Here is a 24,686-nt window from a genome sequence, read left to right on the forward strand (position 1 = left end):
CAGTCATTGCCAGTATCGCTTATCCTTGTCGGAAGAGGAATCCCGACATGCCCACGCGAAACATCAATCTGACCGACCATCTGGACGATTTCGTGGAAGAGCGCGTGGCTTCTGGCGCCTACCAGAATGCCAGTGAAGTCGTGCGCGAAGGGCTGCGTCTCCTAGAGCAGAGAGACCAGGAGAATACGCTTCGTCTCCGGCGGCTGCGCGAGGCTGCGGAGGTCGGTTTTGCTGATATTGAAGCAGGCCGATATCGCGATGTCTCTCCCGATGAGTTGGAGGACTTCGTCGCGGAAGTCGGTCGACGCGCCAGCGCGACGTTGCGAAGCGCCGGGTAAGGCCGGTTGCGCCGTTATCGTCTTTCGGCGACGGCAGAACGCGAGCTTGGCGAAATCCTCGCTCGTACGGAGCTTCAGTTCGGCGCGACGGCTCGCCTTCGATATCAGGCGCTCATCGTTGCGGCGCTGGGCGACATCGCGGCCGATCCCGATTGCCGAGGCACCAGACCTCGGCCTGAGATCGGGGATGGCGTCCGGATCTATCATCTCCGGCACAGCCGCGAACGTACCCGCTCGAAGCACGGGGTGGTTCGCGCCCCAAGACACTTCCTTCTCTACAAGGTCAAGGCGGACCTGATCGTCGTGGGACGCATCCTGCACGAGGCGATGGACCTCGATCGACACGTCTCCGCGGAAGATTCGGCCCTTTGGTGACCGGCTACGCCCGCTCCGACAGCGGGGCGGAGACGGCGTGCTCGCGGGCGAGGTCGAGCAGCGGCAGGAAGGCGCTCGGCTCCTGCGCACCGGAGACGGCGTAGCGGCCGTCGAAGACGAAGCAGGGCACCGCCTGGATACCGAGCTGTCGGGCCCTCAGGTCGGCCGCCTGGATCTCGGCGATGCCGATCTCACTGGCCAGGACGCCCGATATCCGGCGGCGGTCGAAGCCGAGCTCCTCCGCGATGTCGGTCAGGATCTCGCGGTTGCCGATGTCCAGGCCGCGGACGAAATAGGCGGCGAACAGCGCATCGACCATGCGGTCGGGCTCGCCCAACTCGCCGGCATGGCGGATCAGCCGATGCGCCTCGACCGTGTTCGGTGTGCGGCGGATCGCGCTCTGGTTCAGGGCCAAGCCCTCCTTGCCCGCGGCCTCGGCGACCACGGCATTGATCTGCCGCATCCGTTCGCGCCCACCGAACTTGGCGATCATGTAGCTCTGCCGGTCGACGCCCTGCTTCGGCATCTCCGGATTCAGCTGAAAGGGCTGCCAGCGGATCTCCAGGCCCGGCAGCGGCCGGATCGCCAGGGCGCGCTGCAGCCGGTGCTTGCCGATGTAGCACCAGGGGCAGACCACGTCGAAGAAGATGTCGATCCGCATTCACCCACTATCCCGCGGTGCGCGGTCTTTGGAAATGGGATCGGTTTCCTGCACGGTTGCGGCGGCGTCGCGATCGGCGATCTCCCCGGCCAGGCGGCCGACAGCGAGGGTGTTGCGCTCCGACTCCTGTGCTTCATGGGCGGCCTTCGCCCGGCGGTCGCGCCGCAGCCGGTCCGCCCGTACCGCCCGCTCGACCCTCTCCGGGTCGCGCCGCCCGCCGCCTCGGTTCCGCCAGCTCGGCATGGCGGCTCTCAGGGCCGCTTCGGCTTCGCCTTGCCGGCACCGACCCTGGTCTTCAGGATCTGCCGGGCGGCACGGTACTCGGTGCGGAAGCGCAGCAGCTGCCCGCAGAGGAAGGCGATGCGGCGCTTGAGCTGCTGGTCCGGCGCGGTCTCGCCGCCCAGGATCCGGCCGTCGGCGGGGGTGACGAAATCGCGGATCGCGGCTTCGACTCCCTCCGGCGCCAGATTGTGCGCCAGCCGGTTGCGCAATCGGTTCAGCTTCTCCGCCGCGTCCAGAAGGCCGTCCAGCGTCTCGTTCTTGATCAGGGCGCGGGCGAACTGGGCCTTGGTGAAGAAGTTGAGCTGCAGCCCATCCAGCGCCTCCGGGTTGGGCAGCATCTCCTGCAGCAGGTTGTTGATCTCCTCCTCGATCAGCAGATGGCCCTTGAGGATGATCAGGGTGGTGTCGTCCGTCCGCGGGAAGTGGCGGAGGAAGGTGACGATCGAGTCCTGGAGGTCCATGGCAACCGCGCGGCCGGAGGGAAGCGCATCATCCGGACGGCGGGAGCGACTGGCAAGCGCGACGATGCCGCTGCACCGCCATGACGTGTCGCCGGCTTCGCAGTCGGGGTCGGTTCCAGGCTAGCGGCCGGGGCCGGCATCCCGGTTAATGCGAGCCGTGGCTGATCAGGACCGCAGCCGGCGATCGAGGGCCCCATGGCGGATGACGATATCGACCTGAACGCGCTGAACGACGAAGAGCTCGTCGAGCAGATGTGGGACGACCTCTATGACGGCCTCGCCGACGAGATCGTCGAGGGCGTCAACATCTTGCTCGGCCGCGGCTGGGCCCCCTACGACGTGCTGACCAAGGCGCTGGTCGAGGGCATGCGCATCGTCGGCATCGATTTCCGCGACGGCATCCTGTTCGTGCCCGAGGTGCTGCTGGCCGCCAACGCCATGAAGCGCGGCATGGGCGTGCTGCGGCCGCTCCTGGCCGAGACCGGCGCACCGAAGGTCGGCAAGATGGTGATCGGCACGGTCAAGGGCGACATCCACGACATCGGCAAGAACCTGGTGTCGATGATGATGGAGGGCGCCGGATTCGAGGTCATCGACCTCGGCATCAACAACCCGGTCGAGAACTACCTGAAGGCGATCGAGGAGCATCAGCCCGACATCGTCGGCATGTCGGCGCTGCTGACGACGACGATGCCGTATATGAAGGTCGTGATCGACACGTTGAAGGAGCAGGGGATCCGCGACGACTACGTCGTGCTCGTCGGCGGCGCGCCCCTGAACGAGGAATTCGCACGCGAGATCGGCGCCGACGCCTATTGCCGCGACGCGGCGGTGGCGGTGGAGACGGCCAAGGACTTCATGCGGCGCAAGCACAACCAGGCGAAGACCGCGGCGGGCTGAGGCCCGACCGGCTCGGCGTGGCCGGGGTCGCCCCCGGCCCCGACCGGACCCTGCTGATCGCCTGCGGTGCCTTGGCGCGCGAGACGCTGGCCGTGATCCGCGCCAACGGCATCGCGGACCGTGTCGCTGTCACCTGCCTGCCCGCCATCCTGCACAACCGGCCGGAGCGCATCGCCGACCGGCTGCGCCGCCGCATCCGCACCGCCCGCGCCCTGGGCTGGAGCCGCATCCGCGTCGCCTATGCCGATTGCGGCACCGGCGGCGCCATCGACCGGGTGCTGGCGGAGGAGGGGGCGGAGCGGATCGGCGGCCCGCACTGCTACGCCTTCTTCGCCGGCGCGGCCGATTTCGACCGGCTCATGGAGGAGGAGCCGGGCAGCTTCTTCCTGACCGATTACCTGGCCCGCCATTTCCAGGCACTGATCGTCGAGGGCATGGGGCTGGACCGGCACCCGGAGCTCCTGCCGATGATCTTCGGCCATTACCGCCGCCTGGTCTATCTGGCCCAGACCGAGGATCCGGCCTTACAGACCCGGGCGAAGGCCGCGGCGGAACGGCTGGGGCTGGCCTACGAGTATCGCCATACCGGTTATGGCGAGTTCGCACAGTTCGTGGCGGCCTCCGCCTGATCATTCACTGACCGAGAGATCTCATGGCGCAGCTCATCATCGTTTCCTGGCGCGACATCCCGAGCCAGGTGATCGCCAAGGCCGGGCGGCGCGACCAGGCCAAGGTGCTGCTGTCGCAGCGCTTCCAGGACGCGATCGACCGCGCCGCCATGCGTGGCAAGGCGCGTGACGCCGACAGCTATCTCGAGGAATGGAAGAAATCCGAGCCGGTCGAGTGCGGTGACGACCTGCAGGCCGAGGCCGAGGCGGCGGCGGCGCGGCTCGAGGCGGAGTACGACGATGCCCGGCTACGCGCCCTGGTCGAGTCCGGCGGGATCGAGACCTGAGAAAAAGTCGACGGGTTCCGAACGGATTGATAGGACAGGATGGAGGGGGAGAGCCGGAACTGGAGGCTGAGAATGGCCAAGAAGGACATCATCTGCGCGTTCGGGACCGACATCGATTCGGTGGCAGGCTGGATCGGATCCTATGGCGGCGGCGACTCGCCGTCGGATATCCAGCGGGGCGTATTCGCCAGCGAGGTCGGCAGCATCCGCCTCCTGCGCCTGTTCAAGAAGTACGATCTGAGAACCAGCTTCTTCATCCCCGGCCACTCGATCGAATCCTTTCCCGACCAGGTGAAGCGGATCGCCGATGAAGGCCACGAAATCGGCGCGCACGGCTATCTGCACGAGAATCCGATCGCGATGACGCCCGCCCAGGAAGAGGCGGTGCTGGTCAAGAGCGTCGAGCTGATCGAGAAGCTGACCGGCAAGGCGCCCCGGGGCTATGTCGCGCCCTGGTGGGAGATGTCGAGCTCGACCGCGGCGCTGCTTCAGAAATACGGCTTCAGATACGACCACAGCCAAGGCTATCGCGACTTCCAGCCCTTCTACGCTCGAGTCGGCGACGAATGGACGCTGATCGATTATTCGAAGAAGGCGGAAGAGTGGATGAAACCGATGAAGCACGGCAAGGAGATCGACCTCGTCGAGATCGGCGCCAACTGGTACGTCGACGATCTGCCGCCGATGATGTTCATGAAGAAGGTGCCGAACAGCCACGGCTTCGTTAACCCGCGCGACATCGAGCAGATGTGGCGGGACCAGTTCGACTGGGTCTATCGCGAGATGGACTATGCCGTCTTCGCCTTCACGATCCATCCCGACGTCAGCGGGCGCCCGCAGGTGCTGCTGATGCTGGAGCGGCTGATCGAGCACATCAATGGCCATGACGGCGTCAGGTGGATGACGTTCGAGGAGATCGCGGATGATTTCCGCCGGCGCTATCCCTTCGATAGTGGCCGGCGGCCGGAGGTGATCTGACGCAACGAGGAGGCGTCGATGTGCTCAGGCTGCGGCTTCCCGGCGGCGCCCGGCCACTGGACCGAGGCCGGCGCCGCCACGGCGCCGGACCGGCTGCGGGCGCGCTTCCGGCGGGCCGAGGTACTGAAATCCGTCCTGCGGGTTTACGGCCTGACTGCGCATGACGGCGGGCTGGTGCCCGGCATCCAGCTTTCGACCCTGTACGGCCACCAAACCATCGTACGCGACCTCGAGGACCTGTGGGCGGCGGCCGAGCGCATGGCGGGCCGACCGGTCGATCCGCTCGACCCATGCTTCATCGGCGGCGGAGAGGGAGAGCGCTGAGATGGCCGGGCCGGACGGCCGGCTGCGGCTGACCGTGCTGGGCGGGTTCCTGGGGGCCGGGAAGACGACATGGCTGCGCCACCAGCTTCATGTCGGGCTCTATCGGGATGCCGCCGTGATCGTCAACGAGGCGGCCGAGACGCCGGTCGACGACGCGCTTCTGGGACGATCCCGGTCGCTGGCGGTGCTTGCCGGTGGCTGCGCCTGCTGCACCGCACGGGGTGATCTGGTGCGGCTGCTGCGGCAAATCTGCGACGAGAGGACCCGGGCCGTCTCCCGCGAGCAGTATCTGCAGCGCATCGTGCTGGAGACCAGCGGGCTTGCCGATCCCGGCCCGATCGTCGAGGCCATCCGGTCGGACCCGGTGCTGGTGCACCATATCGTTGTCAACGAGATCGTCGTCCTGGTCGACGCGCTGCACGCGCTTTCGCAGTTGCGGTCCGACCGCCTCGGTCGCCGCCAGATCGAAATGGCGGATCGCCTGGTCGTGGCCAAGGCCGACATGGTCGGGAAGGAGGCGCTGGCCCGGCTGGTCGCGACGCTGCGGCACCTCAATCCCGGGGCCCGGCTGTGCGGTGCGGTCGAGGGAGCCCCCTTCGCGCTGCCGGCGGCCGAGGGGGTGGAGCCCGAACGCCTTCCCGGGCTCGATGGCGGGGCGGAACTGCCGGCCATCTTCCCGGCCAGGCTGACGATCGACGGTGCGGTCGACTGGACCGTCTTCACGGTCTGGCTCTCGGCGCTTCTGCACGCGCGGGGCGACGACGTGCTGCGGGTGAAGGGCGTGGTGCGGACGCCTGCTGGCCGACTGCTGCTGCAGAGCGTGCGCCGGGTCGTGCAGGCGCCCGAAATCCTGCCCGAACAGCCGGATCGCGAGGATGACGCCGTCGTCATCATTGGCCGCGGCTACCGCGCCGCGGATCTGCGGCGGTCTCTCGACCGCTTCGCCGGGAAGCGGGCGTAGGGCGGGGCAACGGACGGCGGCGGCACGAGGCGTGGGCTTCTGACGCGCCTGCGGCAGGCGATGCCGCTGCAAGACGATCCCGGCGGGGGCGTTCCTCCTAGCCTCGATCCCAGGAAACCCAGCATCCGAAGGCGCACAGGGCATGACGGACACAGTGGTGAGCTCGGCGACCAAAGAGATCGCCATCGGTTTCGAGCGGCCCTTCGTCATCATCGGCGAACGCATCAATCCCACCGGCCGCAAGCTGCTGGCCGAGGAGATGAAGAACGGCGACTACAGCCGGGTCCAGTCCGATGCGCTGGCCCAGGTCGAGGCCGGTGCCCAGATGCTGGATGTCAATGCCGGCATCCCGCTGGCGGACGAGCCACGCATCCTGGCCGAATGCATCCAGCTGGTGCAGTCGATCACCGACGTGCCGCTGTCGATCGACAGTTCCATCGTCGCGGCCCTGGAGGCCGGGCTCGCGGTCTACAAGGGCAAGGCCCTGGTCAACTCGGTGACCGGCGAGGAGGAGCGGCTGGAGGCCGTGCTGCCGCTGGTGAAGAAATACGGCGCCGCGGTCGTCGCCATCTCCAACGACGAGACCGGCATCTCCGAGGACCCGGATGTCCGCTTCGCCGTCGCCAAGAAGATCGTCGAGCGGGCGCGCGATCACGGGATTCCCTATTCCGACATTGTCGTCGACCCGCTGGTGATGCCGGTTGGCGCCATCAACACCGCCGGCCGCCAGGTCTTCTCGCTGATCCGCCGGCTGCGCGAGGAGCTGAAGGTCAACACCACCTGCGGTGCTTCCAATATCAGCTTCGGCATGCCGAACCGGCATGGGCTGAACGCCGCCTTCCTGACCATGGCGATCGGCGCGGGCATGACCTCGGCGATCACCAACCCGCTGCACGCCGAAAGCCTGCAGGCGGTGCTCGGCGGCGACGTGATGATGGGCCATGATCCGCATTGCGCCCGTTGGATTCGCAGGTATCGCGAGCCGGCGGCCGAGGGCGCCGAGGCGGCAGTCGGCGCACGCGGCGGCCGTGAGGGGCGCCGGCGCCGGGCGGCGATGGCGGCACAATGACCTGACGGTGCGGCGCCTCGGCCGGGGCGCCGCGAGGGTGACGGGTTGGCGATGAACATGATCGATCCCGGGCAGCCGCCCGGCCAGGATGCGACGCGCACGGCGCTGGTCGTCTTCACCCCGTCCGGCCGGCGCGGCCGCTTCCCGCTGGGCACGCCGCTCCTGCAGGCGGCGCGGTCGCTCGGCGTCGATGTCGACAGCGTCTGCGGCGGCCGATCGATCTGCGGCCGCTGCCAAGTCGAGATCGGCGACGGCCAGTTCGCCAAGCACGGCATCGAATCCCGAGCCTGCCACGCCTCCGAGGTCGGGGCGGCGGAGCTGCGCTATGCCGAGAAGCGCAGCCTGAAGCCGGGCCGCCGCCTGTCCTGCCAGGCGCTGATCCAGGGCGACCTGGTGGTCGACGTGCCACCCGAGAGTCAGGTGCACAAGCAGGTCGTCCGCAAGGATGCCGAGCACCGCGTCATCGAGGTCGACCCGCCGGTCAAGCTCTACTATGTCGAGGTGCGCGAGCCCGACATGCATGACCCCTCCGGCGATCTGCGCCGGCTGGAGGAGGCGCTGGCCGAGCAATGGGGCATCACCGGGCTCGACTGCGACCTGCGGGTGGTGCAGCGGCTGCAGAAGGCGCTGCGTGAGGGCGGCTGGACCTGCACCGTGGCGGTGCGCGAGCAGCGGGTGAAGCGGCTGCTCGCGGTCTGGCCCGGCTTCCGCGACAAGATCTACGGCCTGGCTTACGACGTCGGCTCCACCACCATCGCCTGCCATCTCTGCGACATCGAGACCGGCGAGGTCGTCGCCTCAGGCGGCACCATGAACCCGCAGATCCGCTTCGGCGAGGATCTGATGAGCCGGGTCAGCTACATCATGATGAACCCGGGAGGCGACCGGGCGCTGACCGAGGCGGTGCGCGGTGCGCTGAACGAGCTGGCCGGCCGGGTCACGGCGCAGGTGGGGCTGGAGGTCGAGGACGTGCTGGAGGTGACGCTGGTCGGCAACCCGATCATGCATCACCTGGTGCTGGGCATCGACCCGATCGAACTGGGCGGCGCGCCCTTCGCGCTGGCCACCGACCAGGCGATCAACATCTGGGCCACCGAGATCGACCTCAGGGTCCATCCCAACGCCCGGGTCTATGCGCTGCCCTGCATCGCCGGCCATGTCGGCGCCGACACCGCGGCGGTGATCCTGTCGGAAGAGCCGCACAAGTCGGATGAGCTGCGGCTGATCGTCGATGTCGGCACCAATGCCGAGATCGTTCTGGGCAACAAGGATCGCCTCCTGGCCTGCTCCAGCCCCACCGGTCCGGCCTTCGAGGGCGCGCAGATATCCGCCGGACAGCGCGCCGCGCCCGGTGCGATCGAGCGGGTGCGGATCGACCGCGACTCGCTGCAACCGCGCTTCCGCGTCATCGGCTGCGAGCTGTGGTCGGACGAGGAGGGCTTCGCGCAGAAGGTGCGTCGCACCGGCGTCACCGGCATCTGCGGCTCCGGCATCATCGAGGTCCTGGCCGAGCTGTTCCTGGCCGGCGTCATCACGCAGGACGGGGTGATCGACGGCAGCATGGCGGCACGCAGCGACCGCATCGTCGCCGACGGTCGCACCTTCAGCTACGTCCTGCACCGCGACGGCGAGCGCGAGCTGCGCATCACCCAGAACGACGTCCGCGCCATCCAGCTGGCCAAGGCGGCGCTCTACGCCGGGACGCGGCTGCTGATGGACAAGCTGGGGGTCGACCATGTCGACCGCATCACCCTGGCCGGCGCCTTCGGCAGCCATATCGACGTCAAATACGCGATGGTGCTGGGGCTGATCCCGGACTGCAACTTGGCCAAGGTGGTCGCCGGCGGCAATGCCGCGGGCACCGGCGCCCGCATCGCGCTGGTCAACCGCGCGGCGCGGGCCGAGATCGAGCAGTTGGTGCGCCGGGTCGAGAAGATCGAGACCGCGGTCGAGCCGATGTTCCAGCAGCACTTCGTCGAGGCGATGGCGCTGCCGCACAAGACGGCCGCCTTCCCGAACCTCGCCGCCGTCGTCGACCTGCCGGCACCGAAGGTGATCGAGGGTGGCGACGGGGAAGGGCGGCGCCGGCGCCGGCGCGGCTGAGCTGGGTCTTACGAGCTCGGCCGGCCGACCCGCGCCAGCAGGACGACCGGCAGGATCCCGACCAGGACGATGGCGAGGGCGGCGATCGCCGCCTCCTCATAGGTTCCGCGCGCCGCCTCACCATAGAGATGCGTCGCCAGCGTCTCGAGGTTGAGGGGGCGGAGCAGGAGCGTCGCCGGCAGCTCCTTCATGCAGTCGACGAACACCAGCAGCCCGGCCGCCGCGAGCGCGGCTTTCGACAGCGGCAGATGCACGTGCCGGAAGGCTCCCGTCACGGTCTGGCCGAGGCTGCGCGCGGCATGGTCGAAAGATCGCGGGATGCGGCTGAAGCCGGCCTCGACCGCGCCGGTGGAGATCGCCAGGAACCGCGCCACATACGCATAGACCAGCGCCGCCCCGGACCCGATCAGCAGCAGGCCTGTGGACGCGCCGAGCCACTCGGCCGCGGTTCGGTCGATGATTTGGTCGAGGGCGGCGACCGGGACCAGGATGCCGATGGCGATCACCGTGCCCGGCATGGCGTAGCCGACGGTAGCGAGGCGCTGCAGCGCCGCCCCCACCCGGCCCGGCCGGGACCGTGCCGTATAGGCGACGATCACGCCGAACAGCAGCACCGCGATCGTCGCGACCGCCGACAAGGCCACCGTGTTGAGCGCCTCGGACAGGAGCCGGTCGGAGACCCCGTTGAAGCGGAACCGCTTCCAGGCCTCGACCGCGAGATAGAGCGCCGGGGCGCCGAAGCCGATCAGGATCGGGACCAGGCCGAGGACGAGGGCCGCGAGGCCAGGCAGGGGGGCAAGCCGGTGCGGGGTGAAGCTGCGCGTGCGCTGGGCTGCCGTCCAGTAGCGCTGCCGGCGGCGCGCCCAGCGCTCGATCACCACCAGGGCGACCACCAGCACGAGCATGGCGAGCGCGATCTGCGCCGCGCCGGGCAGGTCGGAGCGCGTCACCCAGGTCGTGTAGACCGAGATGGTCAGCGTACGGACACCGAGGAACTCGGACGCGCCGACATCGTTCAGCGCCTCCATCAGCGCCAGGCTGACGCCGACCGCGATGGCGGGCCGCGCCAGCGGCAGGGCCACCCGCCGGAACACCTGGCCGCGCCGGGTGCCGAGCGTGCGTGAGGCCTCGACCAGATTGGCCGCCTGAGTCAGGAACATCGCCCGGGTGGTGATGTAGACATAGGGGTACAGCACGAAACCCAGCAGCACGATGCAGCCGGTCATCGACCGGATGTCGGGCAGGCGGAACTCGCGCGGGCTGGAATAGCCCAGGATCGCCCGGATCGCCCCCTGCACCACGCCGAGCGGGTGGAGGATGTCGAGATAGGCGTAGGCGATGATGTAGGTCGGCACCGCCAGCGGCAGCAGCAGCGCCCATTCGAGCTGCCGGCGGCCCGGGAAGTCGTAGGCCGTGACCAGCCAGGCGGTCGATGTGCCGATCACGGTGACGAGAATGCCGACGCCGAGCAGCAGCGTCACCGTCTGGCCGAGGGCCGGCGGCACCACATAGGCGAAGAGATGCGACCAGAGCCCGCCCGACCCCTGCAGCGCCTCCCAGGCCAAGGCGAGGACCGGCATGGCGGCGAGCCCGCCGATGACGGCAGCCGCCGACAGCCAGCGCCGCCCGGGGTGGCGCCGGTCGATGGCTGGGGCGGGGGATTGCCGCAGGATGATTTGCGATACCATCGGGAGTGGTCCGGGCGCGGGATTGCCCGCGCCCGGATCCTGCATCAGCTGTCGAAGCCGACCTTCTCGGCCAGCTCGCTCGCCTGCTTGCGGTGCTTGACGATCTCCGTCAGCGGGACGGAATCGACCTTCAGCTCGCCGAAGGACGCGATGATCGGGTCAGCCTGGGCGCCGGCCTTCACCGGATACTCGAAATTGGCCTGTGCGTAGATCTTCTGGGCCTCGTCGGACACCAGGTACTCCAGCAGCTTCACCGCCTCGGCCTTGTTCGGCGAGTTCTTGGCGAGCGCCGCACCGCTCACGTTCACCTGGGTGCCGCCGTCCTTGAACGTCGGCAGGATCACCTTGATCGCATTGCCCCAGGCCACCTGCTCCTCGCCGCCCTTGCCGGAGCGCATCAGCCCGACATAGTAGGAGTTGGCGATGCCGATGTCGCAGATGCCGCCGAGGATGTCCTTGGCCACGTCGCGGTCGCCGCCGCCGGCCTTGCGGGCCAGGTTCGCCTTGATCCCCGTCAGCCAGGCTTCCGTCTTCTCGACGCCGTAATGCGCGATGTAGTCGGCGAAGAGCGCGGTGTTGTAGGGGTGCTGGCCGGAGCGGATGCAGACCTTGCCCTTCCACTTCGGGTCGGCCAGGTCCTCGTAGTTGAAGGCGGTCAGGTCGAGGTCCTTGTCGGCGTAGAGCACGCGGGCGCGCACCGACAGGGCGACCCAGTGGTTGCCGGGATCGCGCAGGGGCGCGGGCACCGCGGCGGTCAGGGTGCTCGACTCGATCGGCTGGGTGACGCCCTTATCCACCAGATCGGCCAGGTTGCCGGCATCGACCGCCATCAGCAGGTCGGCGGGCGAGCTCGTCCCTTCCGCCGCGACGCGCTCGGCGAGGCCGTCCTTGAGGAACACGGTGTTCACCTTGACGCCGCTCTTGGCGGTGTAGGCGTCGAGCAGCGGCTGGATCAGCCCCGGCTCGCGCGTCGTGTAGATGTTCACCTCGGCCGCCGCGGCACCGGCGCTGCCGATCACGGCGGCAATGCCGGTCAGGAGCGCGAGCCGGAACATGGAAACGTCCTTCATGATGCGGAACCCCCTTCTATCGCCTGGTCGGCCTGGCTGCGACCAAGACGCATTAGCTGCGTATCAGCTGCAAGCAAGACGCATTTGCTCCAGCATATATGAGTTCGCGCCGTCAAGCCGCTTGGTTTCACTCGGCGGCGAACACCATGACGCCGCTCGGATCGACGACGAGGCCGACCGGCTCGCCCGACTTCAGCTCGATCCGGCTGGTGGTGCGCAGGCGCAGGAGGTCGGGAACGCCTTCCATCCGGATCGACAACTGCTCGATCTCGCCGAGGAACGAACAACTGACGATGCGCCCCGGCGGGCCTCCGCCCGGCTTCGTCAATGATAACGCCTGCGGGCGGATGCAGGCCACGGCCGGGCTGCCTTCGGGCAGGTCCGATCGGGCCGGGAATGTCCCGAGCGGAGTCTCGACCCGGCCGTCGCGGACGATGCCGGCGATCCGGTTGAGCGGGCACAGGAACTCGGCGGCGTAGAGCGAATTGGGATGGTCGTAGATCTCGTAGCCGGTGCCGACCTGCACGACCCGGCCCTTCTGCATCAGCACGACGCGGTCGCCGGCGGACAGGGCTTCTTCCGGATCATGCGTCACCATGATCGCTGTCGTGCCGAGGGCCCGCAGCGTCGCGATCGTCTCGTCGCGCACCTGCTCGCGCAGGCCGCGATCGAGGTTGGAGAAGGGTTCGTCCATCAGCAGGATGACGGGCTTCGGGGCCAGCGCCCGGGCCAGTGCCACGCGCTGCTGCTCGCCGCCCGACAGCGTGTGCGGATAGCGGCCGGCCAGCGCCTGGATGCCGATGCGGCCGATCACCTCCGCCGCCCGAGCGCGCGCCGCCTCGCGCGGCAGCCGCTTCAGGCCGAAGGCGACGTTCTCCTCGACCGTGAGATGGGGGAACAGCGCGTAGTCCTGGAACATGAAGCCGATGTTGCGGTCCTCGGGTTCGACGAAGCCGCCCGGTCCCGCGATCTCCGCACCGTCCAGGAGGATCCGGCCGCTGTCCGGGGTATCGACCCCGGCGACGATGCGGAGCAGCGAGGACTTGCCGCAGCCAGACCGGCCGACCAGGCAGACGATCTCGCCATGCGCGATCGAGAGCGACACGTCGTCCAGCGCCTGGACCGTCCCGAAGCGTCGGCAGATGCGCTCCAGCGTCAGCATTCCATCCGCACTCTCGATCCTCACCCGTGTTCACGCGCATCCGCGGCGGCTCCGCCTGCTTTAGAGCAGACCGGACGCCGATCCAACCGCGATCCCGCATATTGGCGCGGACGGCGCCGTCTGCTATTGCCACGCTGCCGCCGCAGTTCGTCCTGGCGGCGAGGTGATGTGAGAGCGGCCATGTTTCCCGAACGGCTTACCGATGGCTATCGCGCCTTTCTCAGCGGCCGGTTCGCCGCCGAGCGCAGCCGCTACGAGATGCTGGCGGAGAAGGGCCAGCGCCCCGAGATCATGATCGTGGGCTGCGTCGATTCGCGGGTGTCGCCGGAGGTCATCTTCGATGCCGCGCCCGGCGAGCTGCTGGTGGTGCGCAATGTCGCCAACATCGTGCCGCGCTATGAGCCGGACCGGGAGTTCCAGCACGGCACCAGCGCGGCGCTGGAATTCGGGGTCCAGGCGCTGCGGGTCAAGCACATCGTGGTGCTGGGCCATGCCCATTGCGGCGGCATCCGCGCCTTCGCCGACGAGCAGGAGCCGCTGTCGCCCGGCGACTTCATCGGCCGTTGGATGTCGCAGATCGCCCCGGCGGCGGAGAGCCTCGGCCCCCGCCGGGCGGAGGAGGGGGAGGACTATCTGCGCCGGCTCGAATTCGCCTCGGTCGAGCTGAGCCTGCAGAACCTGATGACCTTCCCCTGCGTCGCGACTCTGGTCGAGCGCGGCAAGCTGAAGCTGCACGGCGCCTATTTCGGCGTTGCCTCCGGCCGCCTGCTGGTGCGCAACCCGGAGACCGGCGAGTTCGAGCCGGTGGCGGAGGAGGGGCGCGGCGGGCTGTCGGCGATCCGCTGCCCCTGATTCTTACCGGGCCATGGCGGCCCGCTGGCTGAGCCACACGCTGGCGACCACCAGGACGAAGCCGCCCAGCTGCAGCGGCGTCAGGCTCTGGTCCAGCAGCAGCCAGCCCAGCAGCGTCGCGACGAGCGGGCTGAGGAAGCCGAGCGAGGCGGCTGCGCTCGGCTCGATTCGCGCCAATCCCCGGAACCAAAGGATGTAGATCAGCGCGGCTCCGATCAGGCCGAGCCAGGCCATGCCGAGCACATTGGCCGTGGTCGGGGCCGGCAGGGCCGGCTCGAGCCACAGCGCCGCCGGGACCAGCAGGATGCCGCCGGCCGTCAGCTGCCAAGCGGTGAAGGTCAGGTTGCTGACCGGTGGCTGCCAGTGGCGAGTCAGCACCGTGCCGCAGGCCATCGACGCGGCGCCGACAATGCCGGCCGCGATGCCGATCGGATCGAGCGCCGCCTTCGGCGTCAGCACCAGCAGCGCGATGCCGATCACGCCGGCGATGCCGGCCACGACGGCGAGCGGCCGCACCGCCCGGCCGAGCACGAGGCGCGCCAGCGCGATCACGATCAGCGGCTGGATCGCCCCGACCGTCGCCGCCACCCCGCCCGGCAGGCGGTAGGCCGAGACGAACAGCATGGCCCAGAAGACCGAGAAGTTGAGGGCGCCGAGGATGAAGGCCCGGGCCCACCAGACGCCCGTCGGCAGGGTCCTGACGAAGGCGAGCAGCAGCAGGCCGGCCGGCAGAGCGCGAAGCATCGCGACCGTCAGCGGGTATCCGGGTGGCAGGAACGCGGTGGTGACGTAGTAGGTGCTGCCCCAGATGGCCGGCGCAACGGCGGTCGACAGGATGGCCGCCACTTGGCCGGCATCCGCCTTCGCATCCTTCTGGGCAATGGAGATCGTCACGGTCGCCTCATGCGAAATCGAGGCCCTCTGCCTCTCGTCCTCGATAACGTACTGTCTTCACTCAACAGAGATAATGGTTGTTATGATGGCAACACTCGCCACCAAGAGTAAATGATATGGATCACATGGTCGCGCTGAAAGTGTTCCGGAAAGTGGTGGAGCTGGAGAGCTTCGCCCGGGCCGCCAAAGCCCTGCAGCTCTCTCCGGCGGCGGTCAGCAAGAACATCGGCGAGCTGGAGCGGCACGTCCAGGCGCGGCTTCTGAACCGGACGACGCGCCGGATGAGCCTGACCGAGGCGGGCTCGATCTACTACCAACAAGTCCGCCGCATCCTCGACGACATCGAGGATGCCGATCGGTCGCTCGGCGCCCTGCAGGCCAAGCCGAGCGGGCTGCTGCGCGTGACCGCGCCGGTCTCGCTGACGCTGCTGACCCTGTCCCCGGCGATACCGGCCTTCCTGGCCCGATATCCGGAGTTGTCGCTCGACCTCAACCTGGACGACCGCCGAATCGACATCGTGAAGGATGGGTACGACGTCGCGATCCGGGGCAGCGACAGCCTGGAGGAATCGAGCCTGGTGGCGCGAAAACTGTTCACCCTCGACAACGTCGTCTGCGGATCGCCGGATTATCTTCGGCGCCGGGGAATGCCCGAGCGGCCGGACGACCTGCGCCGCCACGACTGCGTCCAGTTCACGCTGTCCGGCCATGCCGATGAGTGGGCGTTCCGGCGGGGCGAAGAAGCGGTCCGGGTGCCGATCGAGGGCCGGTACAAGGTCACCTCCAGCATCGCGGTGCGCGACGCGCTGCTCGCCGGTTTCGGCCTCAGCCTCGTGCCCCGCCGCTACGTGGCGGACGATATCGCCCGCGGCGCCCTCACGACCGTGCTTGACGGCTGGTCGGCGGTCGAGACCCCGGTCTATGCCGTCTATCCGTCGAAGCGATACCTCGTCCCGAAGGTCCGCGCCTTTGTCGACTTCATCGTCGAAGTCTTCGCCAAAGGCTAGCCCGGCTGAGCACTCCCGTGAGAAGGGAGAGGGCGGCCCTCGTCAGTGTCCGCCGCCGGACTCGCGCTCGGCCAGGATCACCTCGCTGGCCGCCACCAGCACCGACAGCGCCACGCCCTCCGCCGCCAGGCCGACATTCTCGATCGACGGGAAGGTCGGGGCGATGCGGATGTTGCGGTCGTCCGGATCGCGGCCATAGGGGAAGGTCGCGCCCGCCGGCACCATCGTCACCCCGGCCTCCTGCGCCAGGGCCACGGCCCTCCGGGCACAGCCGCGCCGCACATCCAGGCTGATGAAATAGCCGCCCTCGGGCTCGCTCCAGCGGGCCACGCCGGCACCGCCGAGATGTTCGGCGAACACCGCCTGCACGCGCTGGAACTTCGGCGCGATGATCTGCCGGTGCCGCTCCATATGCGCGGTGATGCCGGCGTCGTCGCGCAGCAGCCGGACATGGCGCAACTGGTTCACCTTGTCCGGGCCGATAGACTGGCGGCCCAGATGCTTGCGCGCCCAGTCCATATTGGCGGTCGAGCTCCCGAACAGCGCCAGGCCGCCGCCGGCGAAGGTGATCTTCGAGGTCGAGCCGAAGATGAGGGGCCGGTTGCCGTGCCCGTGCCGGGCGGAGGCCTCCAGGATGTTCGCCAGGGCGTGCGGCCTGTCGGTCAGATGGTGCACGGCATAGGCATTGTCCCAGAACAGCCGGAAGTCGGGGGCGGCGGCGCGCATCGCCGCCAGCCTCTCCACCGTCTCGGGCGAATAGGTCTCGGCCGTCGGGTTGCTGTATTTCGGCACGCACCATAGGCCCTTGACCGACGGGTCCTCGGCCGTCAGCCGCTCGACGACGTCCATGTCCGGCCCATGCCCGGTCAGCGGCACCGGGACCATGCGGATGCCGAAGCTCTCACAGATGGCGAAATGCCGGTCGTAGCCCGGCACCGGGCATAGGAAGGTCACTGGGGCCTGGGCGGCCCAGGGCTTCTCGCCGTCCGGCACGCCGTGCAGCAGGGCGAAGACGATCAGGTCGTGCATCAACCGCAGGCTGGAATTCCCGCCGACCAGCACCTGCTCGGCTGGGGCGCCCAGCATCGGCGCGAACAGGGCCCGCGCCTCCGGCAAGCCGCGCATGTCGCCGGGATAGTTGCGTCCGTCAGTGCCATCCGCCGCCCGGAAGCCGTCCGGCCCGGGCAGGGACAGCAGCGCATTCGAGAGATCGAGCTGCTCCGGCGACGGATTGCCCCGGCTGCTGTCCAGCTTCAGCCCGCGGGCGCGGAAGGCGGCGTGCCGGTCACCCGCCTGCCGCCGGAAGGCACGGAGGTCGTCTGTCATCATGGTGTCGAGGGGCTGCATGGCCGTCTCCGAAGCGCATCGTGCCGAACGATGCGAGGAGGCTAACGGTGCCTGGGGCGGCAAAGCCAGCAACGAGCCATGCAGGAACATCGGTCCTGACCTGCCGGTTAGGCGTCGGGGTCATGGCGACTTCCTGGGATGAAAATCCGCCCTGCTGCCGTGGACGGGCAGGGGAATAGGGGCTTGCCTCGGTCGTTGTTCCGGAAGCGAGAAGGGGAAGAGACAGCGTGGGGGATGAGGTTCGGTCCAACCTCGCGGCCCATCTGCCGCGGCTTCGGCGCTTCGCCTGGGGCTTGGCGGGATCGCGGGACGAGGGAGACGATCTGGTGCAGGCTGCCTGCGAGAAGGCGCTAGCCCGGGCGCATCAGTTCACGCCGGGCACCCGGCTGGACAGCTGGCTGTTCCGGATCGTCCAGACCACCTGGGTCGACCGGCTGCGCCAGCGCCGGACGCGTCGCACCGAGGCGGACGACGAAGCCCTCGCGGCGATGCCGGACGGGCGCGGTCATGCGGGCGAGGCGCGGCTGGCGCTGGGCACGGTGGAGCGGGCCATCGCCGCGCTGCCGGAGGAGCAGCGCAGTGTTCTCCAGCTGGTCTCGATCGACGGTGCCTCCTATCGCGAGGCGGCAGAGGTCCTCGACATCCCGATCGGCACGGTGATGAGCCGGCTGGCGCGGGCGCGGCTGGCCCTTGGGCGGGCGCTGGACGGTACACGGGAACAGGGGAGAGGTGATGGCGGACGACCGGTCGAAATCCTGGGATGACGCCCTGATCGTCGCCTATCTCGACGGCGAACTGCCGGCGGAAGAGGCGGCGCGGGTCGAGGCGGTCCTGCGCGAGGACCCCGCGGCGGCGGAGGCCGCCCGGTTGATGCGGCTCGGCGGGCAGGCCGCCCGCGGCGCCTATGCCGAGGCCATGACCGCACCGCTGCCACCCGGTCTCGCGGCGCTGGCACGGCCGGGTGCCTCCCGGCGGGCCAGGCCGTCCTTCGACCTGGCGCGATGGCTCGGCCTAGCCGGCTGGCGCGGCGCAGCCGTCGCCGCCCTGGCCGCCGTGGTCGCCTTCGGCCTCGGCGTCATGATTCCTCGCAATGACGAGCCGGGCATCGTCCGGACCGCCGGCGGTCCGGCACCGGACACGGCCGACGAGGCCGCGGCTGCCGCGCTGCTGCAGGCGCTGGAGACCGGGCCCGACGGCGGTACGGTGGCGGCGGGCGACCGGCAGATCCGCATCATCGGGCCGGTGGATCCGGGCTTCCCCGCCCGGTGCCGCGCCTTCCGCATCCTGTCCCCGGCGGCGGAGGACGGCGTCGCCTGCCGCGGCGCCGATGGCGCCTGGGCGGTCCTGACCCTGCCGGCCGCGACGGGTGGCGACCGATGATCCGCGCCGCTTTTCTGGTTGCCGCGGCCCTGTTGGCGATGGAACTGCCGCGTCTCCTGGTCCCGGATCTCGGTCCTGCCTTCGACTGGTCGGCTCGGGCGGACGATGACGGGGGCGATGGTGGCGGCGATGACGGCGGCGGGGATGATGACGGCGGCGGGGATGATGACAGCGGGGGAGGGGATGACGACAGCGGCGACGACCGCGGTGACGACGCCGGCGACGACGATGATAGAGGCGTGGACGATGATCGCGACGACGATGCCGACGACCGCGACGACGCGGCCAACCGCCCCCCGGCATCGCGGCCGACGCGACAGGGCGGTGATCATGACATCGTTGCCGACGAGATCGTGGTGGTCGAGGATGCGGCCCGGTCGCATCTGGCGGAGCTGCAGCGGATCGGCTTCCGGCCGATCGACGAGCGGCCGCTGCGTCAGCTGGACCTGCTGCTGATCCGCCTGCGCATCCCGGGCGGCATGACGCCCGAGATGGCCCGGTCCGTGCTGCAGCGGCGCTTCCCCGATCTGCTGCTGGATCTGCACCACCTTTACCGGCCGTCGGGCACGGCGGCGCTGCCGCCGCTCGACTTCGCCCGATCATTGATCGGCTGGCGGGACGACCTGGCCATGTGCGGCGACGGCATCGCGGTCGGCATGATCGACACCGGCCTGTCCCCTGACATGCGCCGGTCTCTGGGGCGCCGGCTGGTGGCGGCCGACTTCTCGTCTTCGGGACCCGAGGATCACGGCCATGGCGATGCCGTGGCCGCGCTGTTGGCCGGCGGCGGCCGAACCCCGGCCCTCTTGCCGCGAGCCCGGCTGCTTGCCGCCGACGCCTTCGAGCCCGGCGACGCAAATGGTGATGTGGCCAGCGTCGTCGCCGTGGCCCTGGCCCTCGACTGGATGGTGGCGCAGCGCGTGAAGGTGGTGGCCCTCAGCTTCGCCGGCCACGAGAACGCGATCCTGGCCGAGGCCGTCCGCCGCTCATCCCGGGCGGGGCTGGTGCTGGTGGCGGCGGCCGGCAATGACGGGCCCGGTGCGCCGCCGGCCTATCCGGGCGCCCTGCCGGAGGTGGTGGCGGTGACGGCGGTCGACCATCACCGGGCGGTCTATGCCGCGGCCAATCGCGGCGCCTATGTCGACGTGGCGGCGCCGGGGGTGCGGGTGCCGGTGACCGATGCGTCCGGCAGCACCCGCCTGGTCACCGGCACGTCTTTCGCAGTTCCCTTCGTGGTCGCCGCACTGGCCGCCGATCCGCAGTCGGCGGATGGAGAGAAGGCCGCGCTGCGCGGTCTGGCAGCGCGGGCCCAGGATCTCGGCACGCCGGGCCGTGACCCGGTCTATGGCGTCGGGCTGATGCAGGCTCCGCCGCGCTGCCTGGGTGAATGAGGCGGGGGCCGCGGAATAGAGTCCGTGCTGCTTCGTTGTCGTCGCGAAGGCCCGATCCCGCGGGCCGATCGAGAGGACGAGGATCCGATGCAGACCAGACTGTTTGTGTTCGGCGCCCTGCGCACCCTGGCCCTGGCGGGCGCCGCTCTGACCGTGGTGGCGCCGCCGGCGGCCGCCAGCCCCTTCGCGGCAATCCCGGCGGTTCGCCCGGCGCTCGCCGAGAGCGCCACGGCTCGGCCGATCCCGGTCCGGGCGGATGATCTCCACGACGCCTGGGGCGACGACCGGTGGAGCGATGACCGGGACGATCGCCGGTCCGACGGCCGCAGCGGTCGAGACGGCCGGGACGACGACGGCCCGGACGGCGATCGCGATGACGGTGGCCACGACGATGACCGTGACGATGATGGTGGTCGCGATGACGACGGCGGTCGCGATGACGACGGGGGACGGGATGATGACGGTGGCCGCGACGATGATCGCGGCGGCGATGACGGGGATCGCGATGACTGAGCGGTGACCGTCCGTTCGGGATCGGCCGCCGAAGCGGCCGATCCGCCCGGTGTCTCAGCCGGCGGCCGTCGCCTCCTTGCCGAGCAGGTTGCGCTCCAACTCGCTGCGCAGCTTCTCGTCGGCGAAATAGGACAGGTTCTGCTCGCGAATCTTGGCGCCCTCCTCGTCATAGAGGAAGGGCAGGGTGCAGTAGCGCGTGCCCTTGGTCACCGGCAACGCCTCGTGCAGCAGCGAGCAGGAGAACACGATCGCGCCGCCGGTCGGCGCCTTGTAGCTGTGGCGGTCATATTCGGGGAAGCGCAGCTCGCCGCCCTCGAACTCCTCGGCGTTCAGGTTGATGGTGACGGCGAAGCGGCGATGCGCCGTGCCCTTGGTGGTGTTGTCGCGGTGGGCACGGAAATAGCCGCCTTCGCCGGAATCGTAGCAGGCGACGATGTAGCGCTCGATCCGCGTGGCGTTGAACTGGAACACCTTCCTGATCTCCGGCACCAGGCGCCGCTCGATTCGGGCCTTCATGCCCAGGCGCAGCGTCTCGTCCTCGATCGTCGCGTCCTTGCGGCGCTTGTGCGAATGATCGACCGCGGCGGCGGTGCGGCCGTCCGGCAGGGTCTGCATGAAGCCGCTCTCCTCGCCGCCGACCTTCTTGTAGTAGTCGATCAGGGCGCGGCAGAACTCCGGCTCGAACAGATAGGGCACCAGCAACACCGGCGCCCCCAGCGTGCCCGAGCCCAGCGAGGTCAGGGGCGGCAGCCGGCTGACGAACTCCATCAGCGTCTTGGCGTGCGCCGCCCCATCCTCGATGGGAAAGCGGGCCAGCACGCGCAGGCCGGGCGACAGCACATAGCTGACCTTGCGCTGTTCGGCGCCGTAGGTCGTGCTGATCTTGCGGTCGAAATCGTAGAAGTGACGCAGCCCCGGGACCCGGGTCGGCAGCCGCCCCGGCTGGGCGTCGCGCTGGTCCTGGCTGACGCCGAAGAAGGCGGCATGGGCGTCGTTGAACGGCCCGATCTCGGCCGCGATCGCCGACAAGAGCCGCGCTGACTGGGCATCGTCCGCCGAGCCGAAGAAGCTGAGGACGATGTAGCGTCCGGCCACGGTGTCGAAACGGAAATCCGGCCGCTGCGGCGTCGGAACCACGAAGAGCGGGGCGGGATCGCCGGGCTCCAGCAGTCGGGACATTCAATCCTCCACGAAAATACGATCGCAATTGAGATCCGCTCGCATACTACAGCAGGAATATAGCTGTCGTCGTGCCCCATGTCACATGTCGCGCCGAGGCTGCTGCACGGCGAATCCGGGCGGCGCTTCGGCCGCCCTGCTGTGCCACGGTTGAGCGCGAGGATTCGCCCGAGGTCGAGACGAGGTCAGGATGAGCCGCAACCGTACAACCCCCCGCCGCCGCCGCGACGGCGCGGGCGGGCTCCATCAGCTCCCCTGGCAGCTCGTCGAGAATCCGATGCCGCCGGTCGAGGTGCTGCGGCCTGATCAGCTCGAGCGCATCCACGACGCCTCGCTGACCATCCTGGAAGAGATCGGGATGGACTTCCTGCACGACGAGGCGATCGCGATCCTGGGCCGGGCCGGCGCCGAGACCACGCCGGGCAGCCGCCGCGTCCGTTTCGATCGCGGCCTGGTGCTGGAGGCGGTGGCGAAGGCCCCTTCCGCCTACACCTTCCATGCCCGCAACCCGGAACGGAACGTCCGGATCGGCGGCCGCTCGATCGTCTTCGCTTCGGTCGGCTCCGCCCCCAACGTCTCCGATATCGAGGGCGGGCGGCGGGTCGGCAACTATCGCGACTACTGCAACCTGCTGCGCCTCGGCCAGGCGCTGAATGCGATGCACATCTTCGGCGGCTATCCGGTCGAGCCCGTCGATCTGCATCCTGCGACCCGGCATCTCGAGGCGCTGCGCGCCTTCGTCACCCTGTCCGACAAGCCCTTCCACGCCTATGCGCTGGGCCGGGTGCGGATGCGCGACGGCATCGAGATCGCCCGTATCGCCCGCGGCGTCGGCCGGGAGCAGCTGGAGCGCGAGCCCAGCCTGTTCACCGTCGTCAATACCTCCTCGCCGCTGCGCCTGGACGGGCCGATGATCGAGGGGCTGATCGAGATGGCGCGGGCCGGGCAGATTGTCACCGTCACGCCGTTCACGCTGTCGGGCGCCATGGCCCCGGCGACCCTGGCCGGGGCGCTGGCGCAGCAGAACGCCGAGGCGCTGGCGACCATCGCGCTGATCCAGCTGGTCAAGCCCGGGGCGCCGGTGATGTATGGCGGCTTCACCTCCAACGTCGACATGAAGTCGGGGGCCCCCGCCTTCGGCACGCCGGAATACGCCAAGGCGGCTCTGGCGGGCGGCCAACTCGCCCGACGCTACGGCTTGCCCTACCGCTCCTCCAACACCAATGCCTCGAACGCGGTCGACGTGCAGGCGACCTACGAGAGCATGGTCTCGCTGTGGGCAGCGGTGCAGGGCCACGCCAATATGATCATGCACAGCCTCGGCTGGCTCGAAGGAGGACTGCGGGCCAGCTTCGAGAAGATGATCGTCGATGCCGAGCTGGTGCAGACCATGATCGAGTTCCTGCAGCCGCTGGTGGTCGACGATGAGACGCTCGGCCTCAATGCGATCCGGGAGGTCGGGCCGGGCGGCCATTTCTTCGGCGCGCAGCACACCCTGGCCCGCTACGCGACCGCCTTCTACGCGCCGCTCCTGTCCGACTGGCGCAACTTCGAGAGCTGGCAGGAGATTGGGGGGCCGGACGCCACCCAGCGGGCGCACCAGCTCTACAAGCGCATCCTCGCCGAATACGAGCCGCCGCCGCTCGACCTCGCCATCGCCGAAGAGCTCGATGCCTTCGTCGCCCGGCGCAAGGAGGAAGGCGGGGCGCCGAGCGACTAGGCGCTCCCGATCATGATGCCGGTCAGGAACACCAGAAGGCCCCCGACCACGACCTGGAAGGTGGAGGCGAGCAGCGGCGTGTCCATGAAGCGGTAACGGATCCAGGAGATCGCCGCCAGCTCCGCCGCCACAACGGCGATCGCGATGCCGGTGGCGATGCGGAAATCCGGGATCAGATAGGGCAGGGTGTGGCCCAGGCCGCCTAGAGTGGTCATGCCGCCGCAGACCAGCCCGCGCAGCCAGGGCCGGCCGCGGCCGGTCAGGCTGCCGTCGTCCGACAGCGCCTCGGCGAAGCCCATGCTGATGCCGGCGCCGACCGAGGCGGCGAGGCCGACCAGGAAGGTGTCGAAGCTGTCATGCGTCGCGAAGGCCGCGGCGAACAGCGGGGCCAGGGTGGAAACCGACCCGTCCATCAGCCCGGCCAGGCCCGGCTGCACGACCTGCAGCACGAACAGGCGCCGCTCGTCCTCGTCCTCGCGCCCCTTCACCTTGGCCGGAACGTGCTTCGCCTCCAACTGCTCGGCGACGCGTTCGTGGCGTCGCTCCTCCGCCGCCAGATCGCCCAGCAGTTGGCGGATCGAGGCGTCGGTGGCGCGGCTGGCGGCGCGTTCGTAGAAGCGCCGCGTCTCCGCCTCCATCGCCTCGGCCTGCTTGCGCACCGTATCCAGCGACAGCGGCCGCGACAGCCACACCGGCTTGCGGCGGATGAAGCCGCGGACCACGTGGCGGTTGATCAGCGGAATGTGGTCGCCGAACCGCGCCTTGTAGAGGTCGAGCAGGCGGTGGCGGTGCGTATCCTCCTCGCGCCCCACGCCACGGAAGATTGCCGCCGAAGCCGGGAAATCCGGGGCGAGGCCTTCGGCGAAGTCGCTGTAGATCCGCGCGTCCTCCTCCTCCAGCGAGATCGCCAGCGCCAGCAGCTCGCGCTCCGTCAGCTCCGAGAAGTCCTTCATTCATCGCCTCCGTCTCGGCTTCCGCTTCGCTTCTCATCCCCAGCGCGGGCGAAGGCAACGACGAACGACTCGCAAGGCGGCGGGGCCAAGCCGGCCGGCGTCGCAGGGGAGATATAAATTCAT

At 69.3% G+C, this 24,686-nt stretch carries 27 protein-coding genes; 17 read left to right on the forward strand and 10 right to left on the reverse strand.

Annotation, left to right across the window (positions count from 1 at the left end; genetic code table 11):
• Positions 1 to 47 precede the first annotated feature (47 nt).
• Both KXR53_RS17385 and KXR53_RS17390 read left to right on the forward strand, forming a co-directional pair.
• Positions 48 to 338: a type II toxin-antitoxin system ParD family antitoxin gene (locus KXR53_RS17385; RefSeq protein WP_437376503.1), complete on the forward strand. Its 291-nt coding sequence runs from the start codon at positions 48 to 50 to the stop codon at positions 336 to 338.
• A 6-nt stretch (positions 339 to 344) separates the two neighbouring features.
• The gene (locus tag KXR53_RS17390; protein WP_437376504.1) at positions 345 to 713 is read left to right on the forward strand and encodes a type II toxin-antitoxin system RelE/ParE family toxin; all 369 of its coding nucleotides are present in this window, start codon (positions 345 to 347) and stop codon (positions 711 to 713) included.
• Positions 714 to 717: 4 nt separating this feature from the next.
• Here KXR53_RS17390 and KXR53_RS17395 read toward each other — a convergent pair whose 3' ends face one another.
• The 3 genes from KXR53_RS17395 to KXR53_RS17405 are packed head-to-tail and all read right to left on the reverse strand — an operon-like array spanning position 718 to position 2,117.
• Positions 718 to 1,374 carry a DsbA family oxidoreductase gene (locus KXR53_RS17395; protein WP_437376505.1) on the reverse strand — a complete coding sequence of 219 codons (657 nt, stop codon included), beginning with the start codon at positions 1,372 to 1,374 and terminating at the stop codon, positions 718 to 720.
• Complete coding sequence (locus KXR53_RS17400; protein WP_437376506.1) at positions 1,375 to 1,617, reverse strand: hypothetical protein; 243 nt, start codon at positions 1,615 to 1,617, stop codon at positions 1,375 to 1,377. It lies immediately after the preceding gene.
• An 8-nt stretch (positions 1,618 to 1,625) separates the two neighbouring features.
• On the reverse strand, positions 1,626 to 2,117 hold the full coding sequence (locus KXR53_RS17405; RefSeq protein WP_437376507.1) for a hypothetical protein: 492 nt from the start codon (positions 2,115 to 2,117) through the stop codon (positions 1,626 to 1,628).
• Between the two features lie 195 nt (positions 2,118 to 2,312).
• On the opposite strand from KXR53_RS17405, the gene KXR53_RS17410 reads away from it, so the two are divergent.
• From KXR53_RS17410 to KXR53_RS17445, 8 genes are all read left to right on the forward strand, one after another.
• Complete coding sequence (locus tag KXR53_RS17410) at positions 2,313 to 3,017, forward strand: corrinoid protein (RefSeq protein ID WP_437376508.1); 705 nt, start codon at positions 2,313 to 2,315, stop codon at positions 3,015 to 3,017.
• 17 nt (positions 3,018 to 3,034) lie between these two features.
• On the forward strand, positions 3,035 to 3,646 hold the full coding sequence (locus tag KXR53_RS17415) for a DUF1638 domain-containing protein (protein ID WP_437376509.1): 612 nt from the start codon (positions 3,035 to 3,037) through the stop codon (positions 3,644 to 3,646).
• Positions 3,647 to 3,669: 23 nt separating this feature from the next.
• Positions 3,670 to 3,972: a virulence factor gene (locus KXR53_RS17420; RefSeq protein WP_437376510.1), complete on the forward strand. Its 303-nt coding sequence runs from the start codon at positions 3,670 to 3,672 to the stop codon at positions 3,970 to 3,972.
• A gap of 72 nt (positions 3,973 to 4,044) precedes the next feature.
• Complete coding sequence (locus KXR53_RS17425) at positions 4,045 to 4,950, forward strand: polysaccharide deacetylase family protein (protein WP_437376511.1); 906 nt, start codon at positions 4,045 to 4,047, stop codon at positions 4,948 to 4,950.
• Between the two features lie 18 nt (positions 4,951 to 4,968).
• A complete protein-coding gene (locus tag KXR53_RS17430) occupies positions 4,969 to 5,274 on the forward strand; it encodes a hypothetical protein (protein ID WP_437376512.1) in 306 nt (101 codons plus the stop codon).
• Between the two features lies 1 nt (position 5,275).
• On the forward strand, positions 5,276 to 6,235 hold the full coding sequence (locus KXR53_RS17435; protein ID WP_437376513.1) for a CobW family GTP-binding protein: 960 nt from the start codon (positions 5,276 to 5,278) through the stop codon (positions 6,233 to 6,235).
• Positions 6,236 to 6,392: 157 nt separating this feature from the next.
• On the forward strand, positions 6,393 to 7,304 hold the full coding sequence (locus tag KXR53_RS17440) for a methyltetrahydrofolate cobalamin methyltransferase (RefSeq protein WP_437376514.1): 912 nt from the start codon (positions 6,393 to 6,395) through the stop codon (positions 7,302 to 7,304).
• Positions 7,305 to 7,361: 57 nt separating this feature from the next.
• A complete protein-coding gene (locus tag KXR53_RS17445) occupies positions 7,362 to 9,407 on the forward strand; it encodes an ASKHA domain-containing protein (RefSeq protein ID WP_437376515.1) in 2,046 nt (681 codons plus the stop codon).
• Between the two features lie 8 nt (positions 9,408 to 9,415).
• Here the strand turns inward: KXR53_RS17445 and KXR53_RS17450 are convergent, their stop codons facing one another.
• The 3 genes from KXR53_RS17450 to KXR53_RS17460 form a co-directional block, all read right to left on the reverse strand.
• Positions 9,416 to 11,095, reverse strand: coding sequence for an ABC transporter permease (locus KXR53_RS17450; protein WP_437376516.1), 1,680 nt, complete (start codon positions 11,093 to 11,095; stop codon positions 9,416 to 9,418).
• A gap of 44 nt (positions 11,096 to 11,139) precedes the next feature.
• Positions 11,140 to 12,165: a Fe(3+) ABC transporter substrate-binding protein gene (locus tag KXR53_RS17455; RefSeq protein WP_437376517.1), complete on the reverse strand. Its 1,026-nt coding sequence runs from the start codon at positions 12,163 to 12,165 to the stop codon at positions 11,140 to 11,142.
• 127 nt (positions 12,166 to 12,292) lie between these two features.
• The gene (locus tag KXR53_RS17460) at positions 12,293 to 13,327 is read right to left on the reverse strand and encodes an ABC transporter ATP-binding protein (protein ID WP_437376518.1); all 1,035 of its coding nucleotides are present in this window, start codon (positions 13,325 to 13,327) and stop codon (positions 12,293 to 12,295) included.
• Positions 13,328 to 13,507: 180 nt separating this feature from the next.
• Here KXR53_RS17460 and KXR53_RS17465 point away from each other — a divergent pair, with 180 nt between their 5' ends.
• On the forward strand, positions 13,508 to 14,179 hold the full coding sequence (locus tag KXR53_RS17465; protein WP_437376519.1) for a carbonic anhydrase: 672 nt from the start codon (positions 13,508 to 13,510) through the stop codon (positions 14,177 to 14,179).
• A gap of 3 nt (positions 14,180 to 14,182) precedes the next feature.
• Here KXR53_RS17465 and KXR53_RS17470 read toward each other — a convergent pair whose 3' ends face one another.
• Positions 14,183 to 15,073, reverse strand: coding sequence for an EamA family transporter (locus tag KXR53_RS17470; RefSeq protein ID WP_437376520.1), 891 nt, complete (start codon positions 15,071 to 15,073; stop codon positions 14,183 to 14,185).
• A gap of 125 nt (positions 15,074 to 15,198) precedes the next feature.
• On the opposite strand from KXR53_RS17470, the gene KXR53_RS17475 reads away from it, so the two are divergent.
• Positions 15,199 to 16,080, forward strand: a complete 882-nt coding sequence (locus tag KXR53_RS17475) for a LysR substrate-binding domain-containing protein (RefSeq protein ID WP_437376521.1) — start codon at positions 15,199 to 15,201, stop codon at positions 16,078 to 16,080.
• Positions 16,081 to 16,122: 42 nt separating this feature from the next.
• Here the strand turns inward: KXR53_RS17475 and KXR53_RS17480 are convergent, their stop codons facing one another.
• Positions 16,123 to 17,427: an aminotransferase class I/II-fold pyridoxal phosphate-dependent enzyme gene (locus KXR53_RS17480; RefSeq protein ID WP_437376522.1), complete on the reverse strand. Its 1,305-nt coding sequence runs from the start codon at positions 17,425 to 17,427 to the stop codon at positions 16,123 to 16,125.
• Between the two features lie 227 nt (positions 17,428 to 17,654).
• Here KXR53_RS17480 and KXR53_RS17485 point away from each other — a divergent pair, with 227 nt between their 5' ends.
• The 4 genes from KXR53_RS17485 (at position 17,655) to KXR53_RS17500 (ending at position 20,718) form a co-directional block, all read left to right on the forward strand.
• The gene (locus KXR53_RS17485) at positions 17,655 to 18,191 is read left to right on the forward strand and encodes an RNA polymerase sigma factor (RefSeq protein WP_437376523.1); all 537 of its coding nucleotides are present in this window, start codon (positions 17,655 to 17,657) and stop codon (positions 18,189 to 18,191) included.
• Complete coding sequence (locus KXR53_RS17490; protein ID WP_437376524.1) at positions 18,160 to 18,807, forward strand: anti-sigma factor family protein; 648 nt, start codon at positions 18,160 to 18,162, stop codon at positions 18,805 to 18,807. Before KXR53_RS17485 ends, KXR53_RS17490 begins: the two co-directional genes overlap by 32 nt.
• Positions 18,804 to 20,198 carry a S8 family serine peptidase gene (locus KXR53_RS17495; protein WP_437376525.1) on the forward strand — a complete coding sequence of 465 codons (1,395 nt, stop codon included), beginning with the start codon at positions 18,804 to 18,806 and terminating at the stop codon, positions 20,196 to 20,198. Before KXR53_RS17490 ends, KXR53_RS17495 begins: the two co-directional genes overlap by 4 nt.
• Before the next feature lie 295 nt (positions 20,199 to 20,493).
• Complete coding sequence (locus tag KXR53_RS17500; protein ID WP_437376526.1) at positions 20,494 to 20,718, forward strand: hypothetical protein; 225 nt, start codon at positions 20,494 to 20,496, stop codon at positions 20,716 to 20,718.
• A gap of 47 nt (positions 20,719 to 20,765) precedes the next feature.
• On the opposite strand, the gene KXR53_RS17505 is transcribed toward KXR53_RS17500, so the two are convergent.
• On the reverse strand, positions 20,766 to 21,890 hold the full coding sequence (locus tag KXR53_RS17505; protein WP_437376527.1) for a 2OG-Fe(II) oxygenase: 1,125 nt from the start codon (positions 21,888 to 21,890) through the stop codon (positions 20,766 to 20,768).
• A 190-nt stretch (positions 21,891 to 22,080) separates the two neighbouring features.
• On the opposite strand from KXR53_RS17505, the gene KXR53_RS17510 reads away from it, so the two are divergent.
• Positions 22,081 to 23,610, forward strand: a complete 1,530-nt coding sequence (locus tag KXR53_RS17510; RefSeq protein WP_437376528.1) for a trimethylamine methyltransferase family protein — start codon at positions 22,081 to 22,083, stop codon at positions 23,608 to 23,610.
• Here the strand turns inward: KXR53_RS17510 and mbfA are convergent.
• Positions 23,607 to 24,563: an iron exporter MbfA gene (gene mbfA, locus KXR53_RS17515; protein ID WP_437376529.1), complete on the reverse strand. Its 957-nt coding sequence runs from the start codon at positions 24,561 to 24,563 to the stop codon at positions 23,607 to 23,609. The genes KXR53_RS17510 and mbfA overlap by 4 nt on opposite strands.
• Positions 24,564 to 24,686 lie beyond the last annotated feature (123 nt).

The organism is Inquilinus limosus (assembly GCF_051487185.1).
GTDB lineage: Bacteria > Pseudomonadota > Alphaproteobacteria > DSM-16000 > Inquilinaceae > Inquilinus > Inquilinus limosus_F.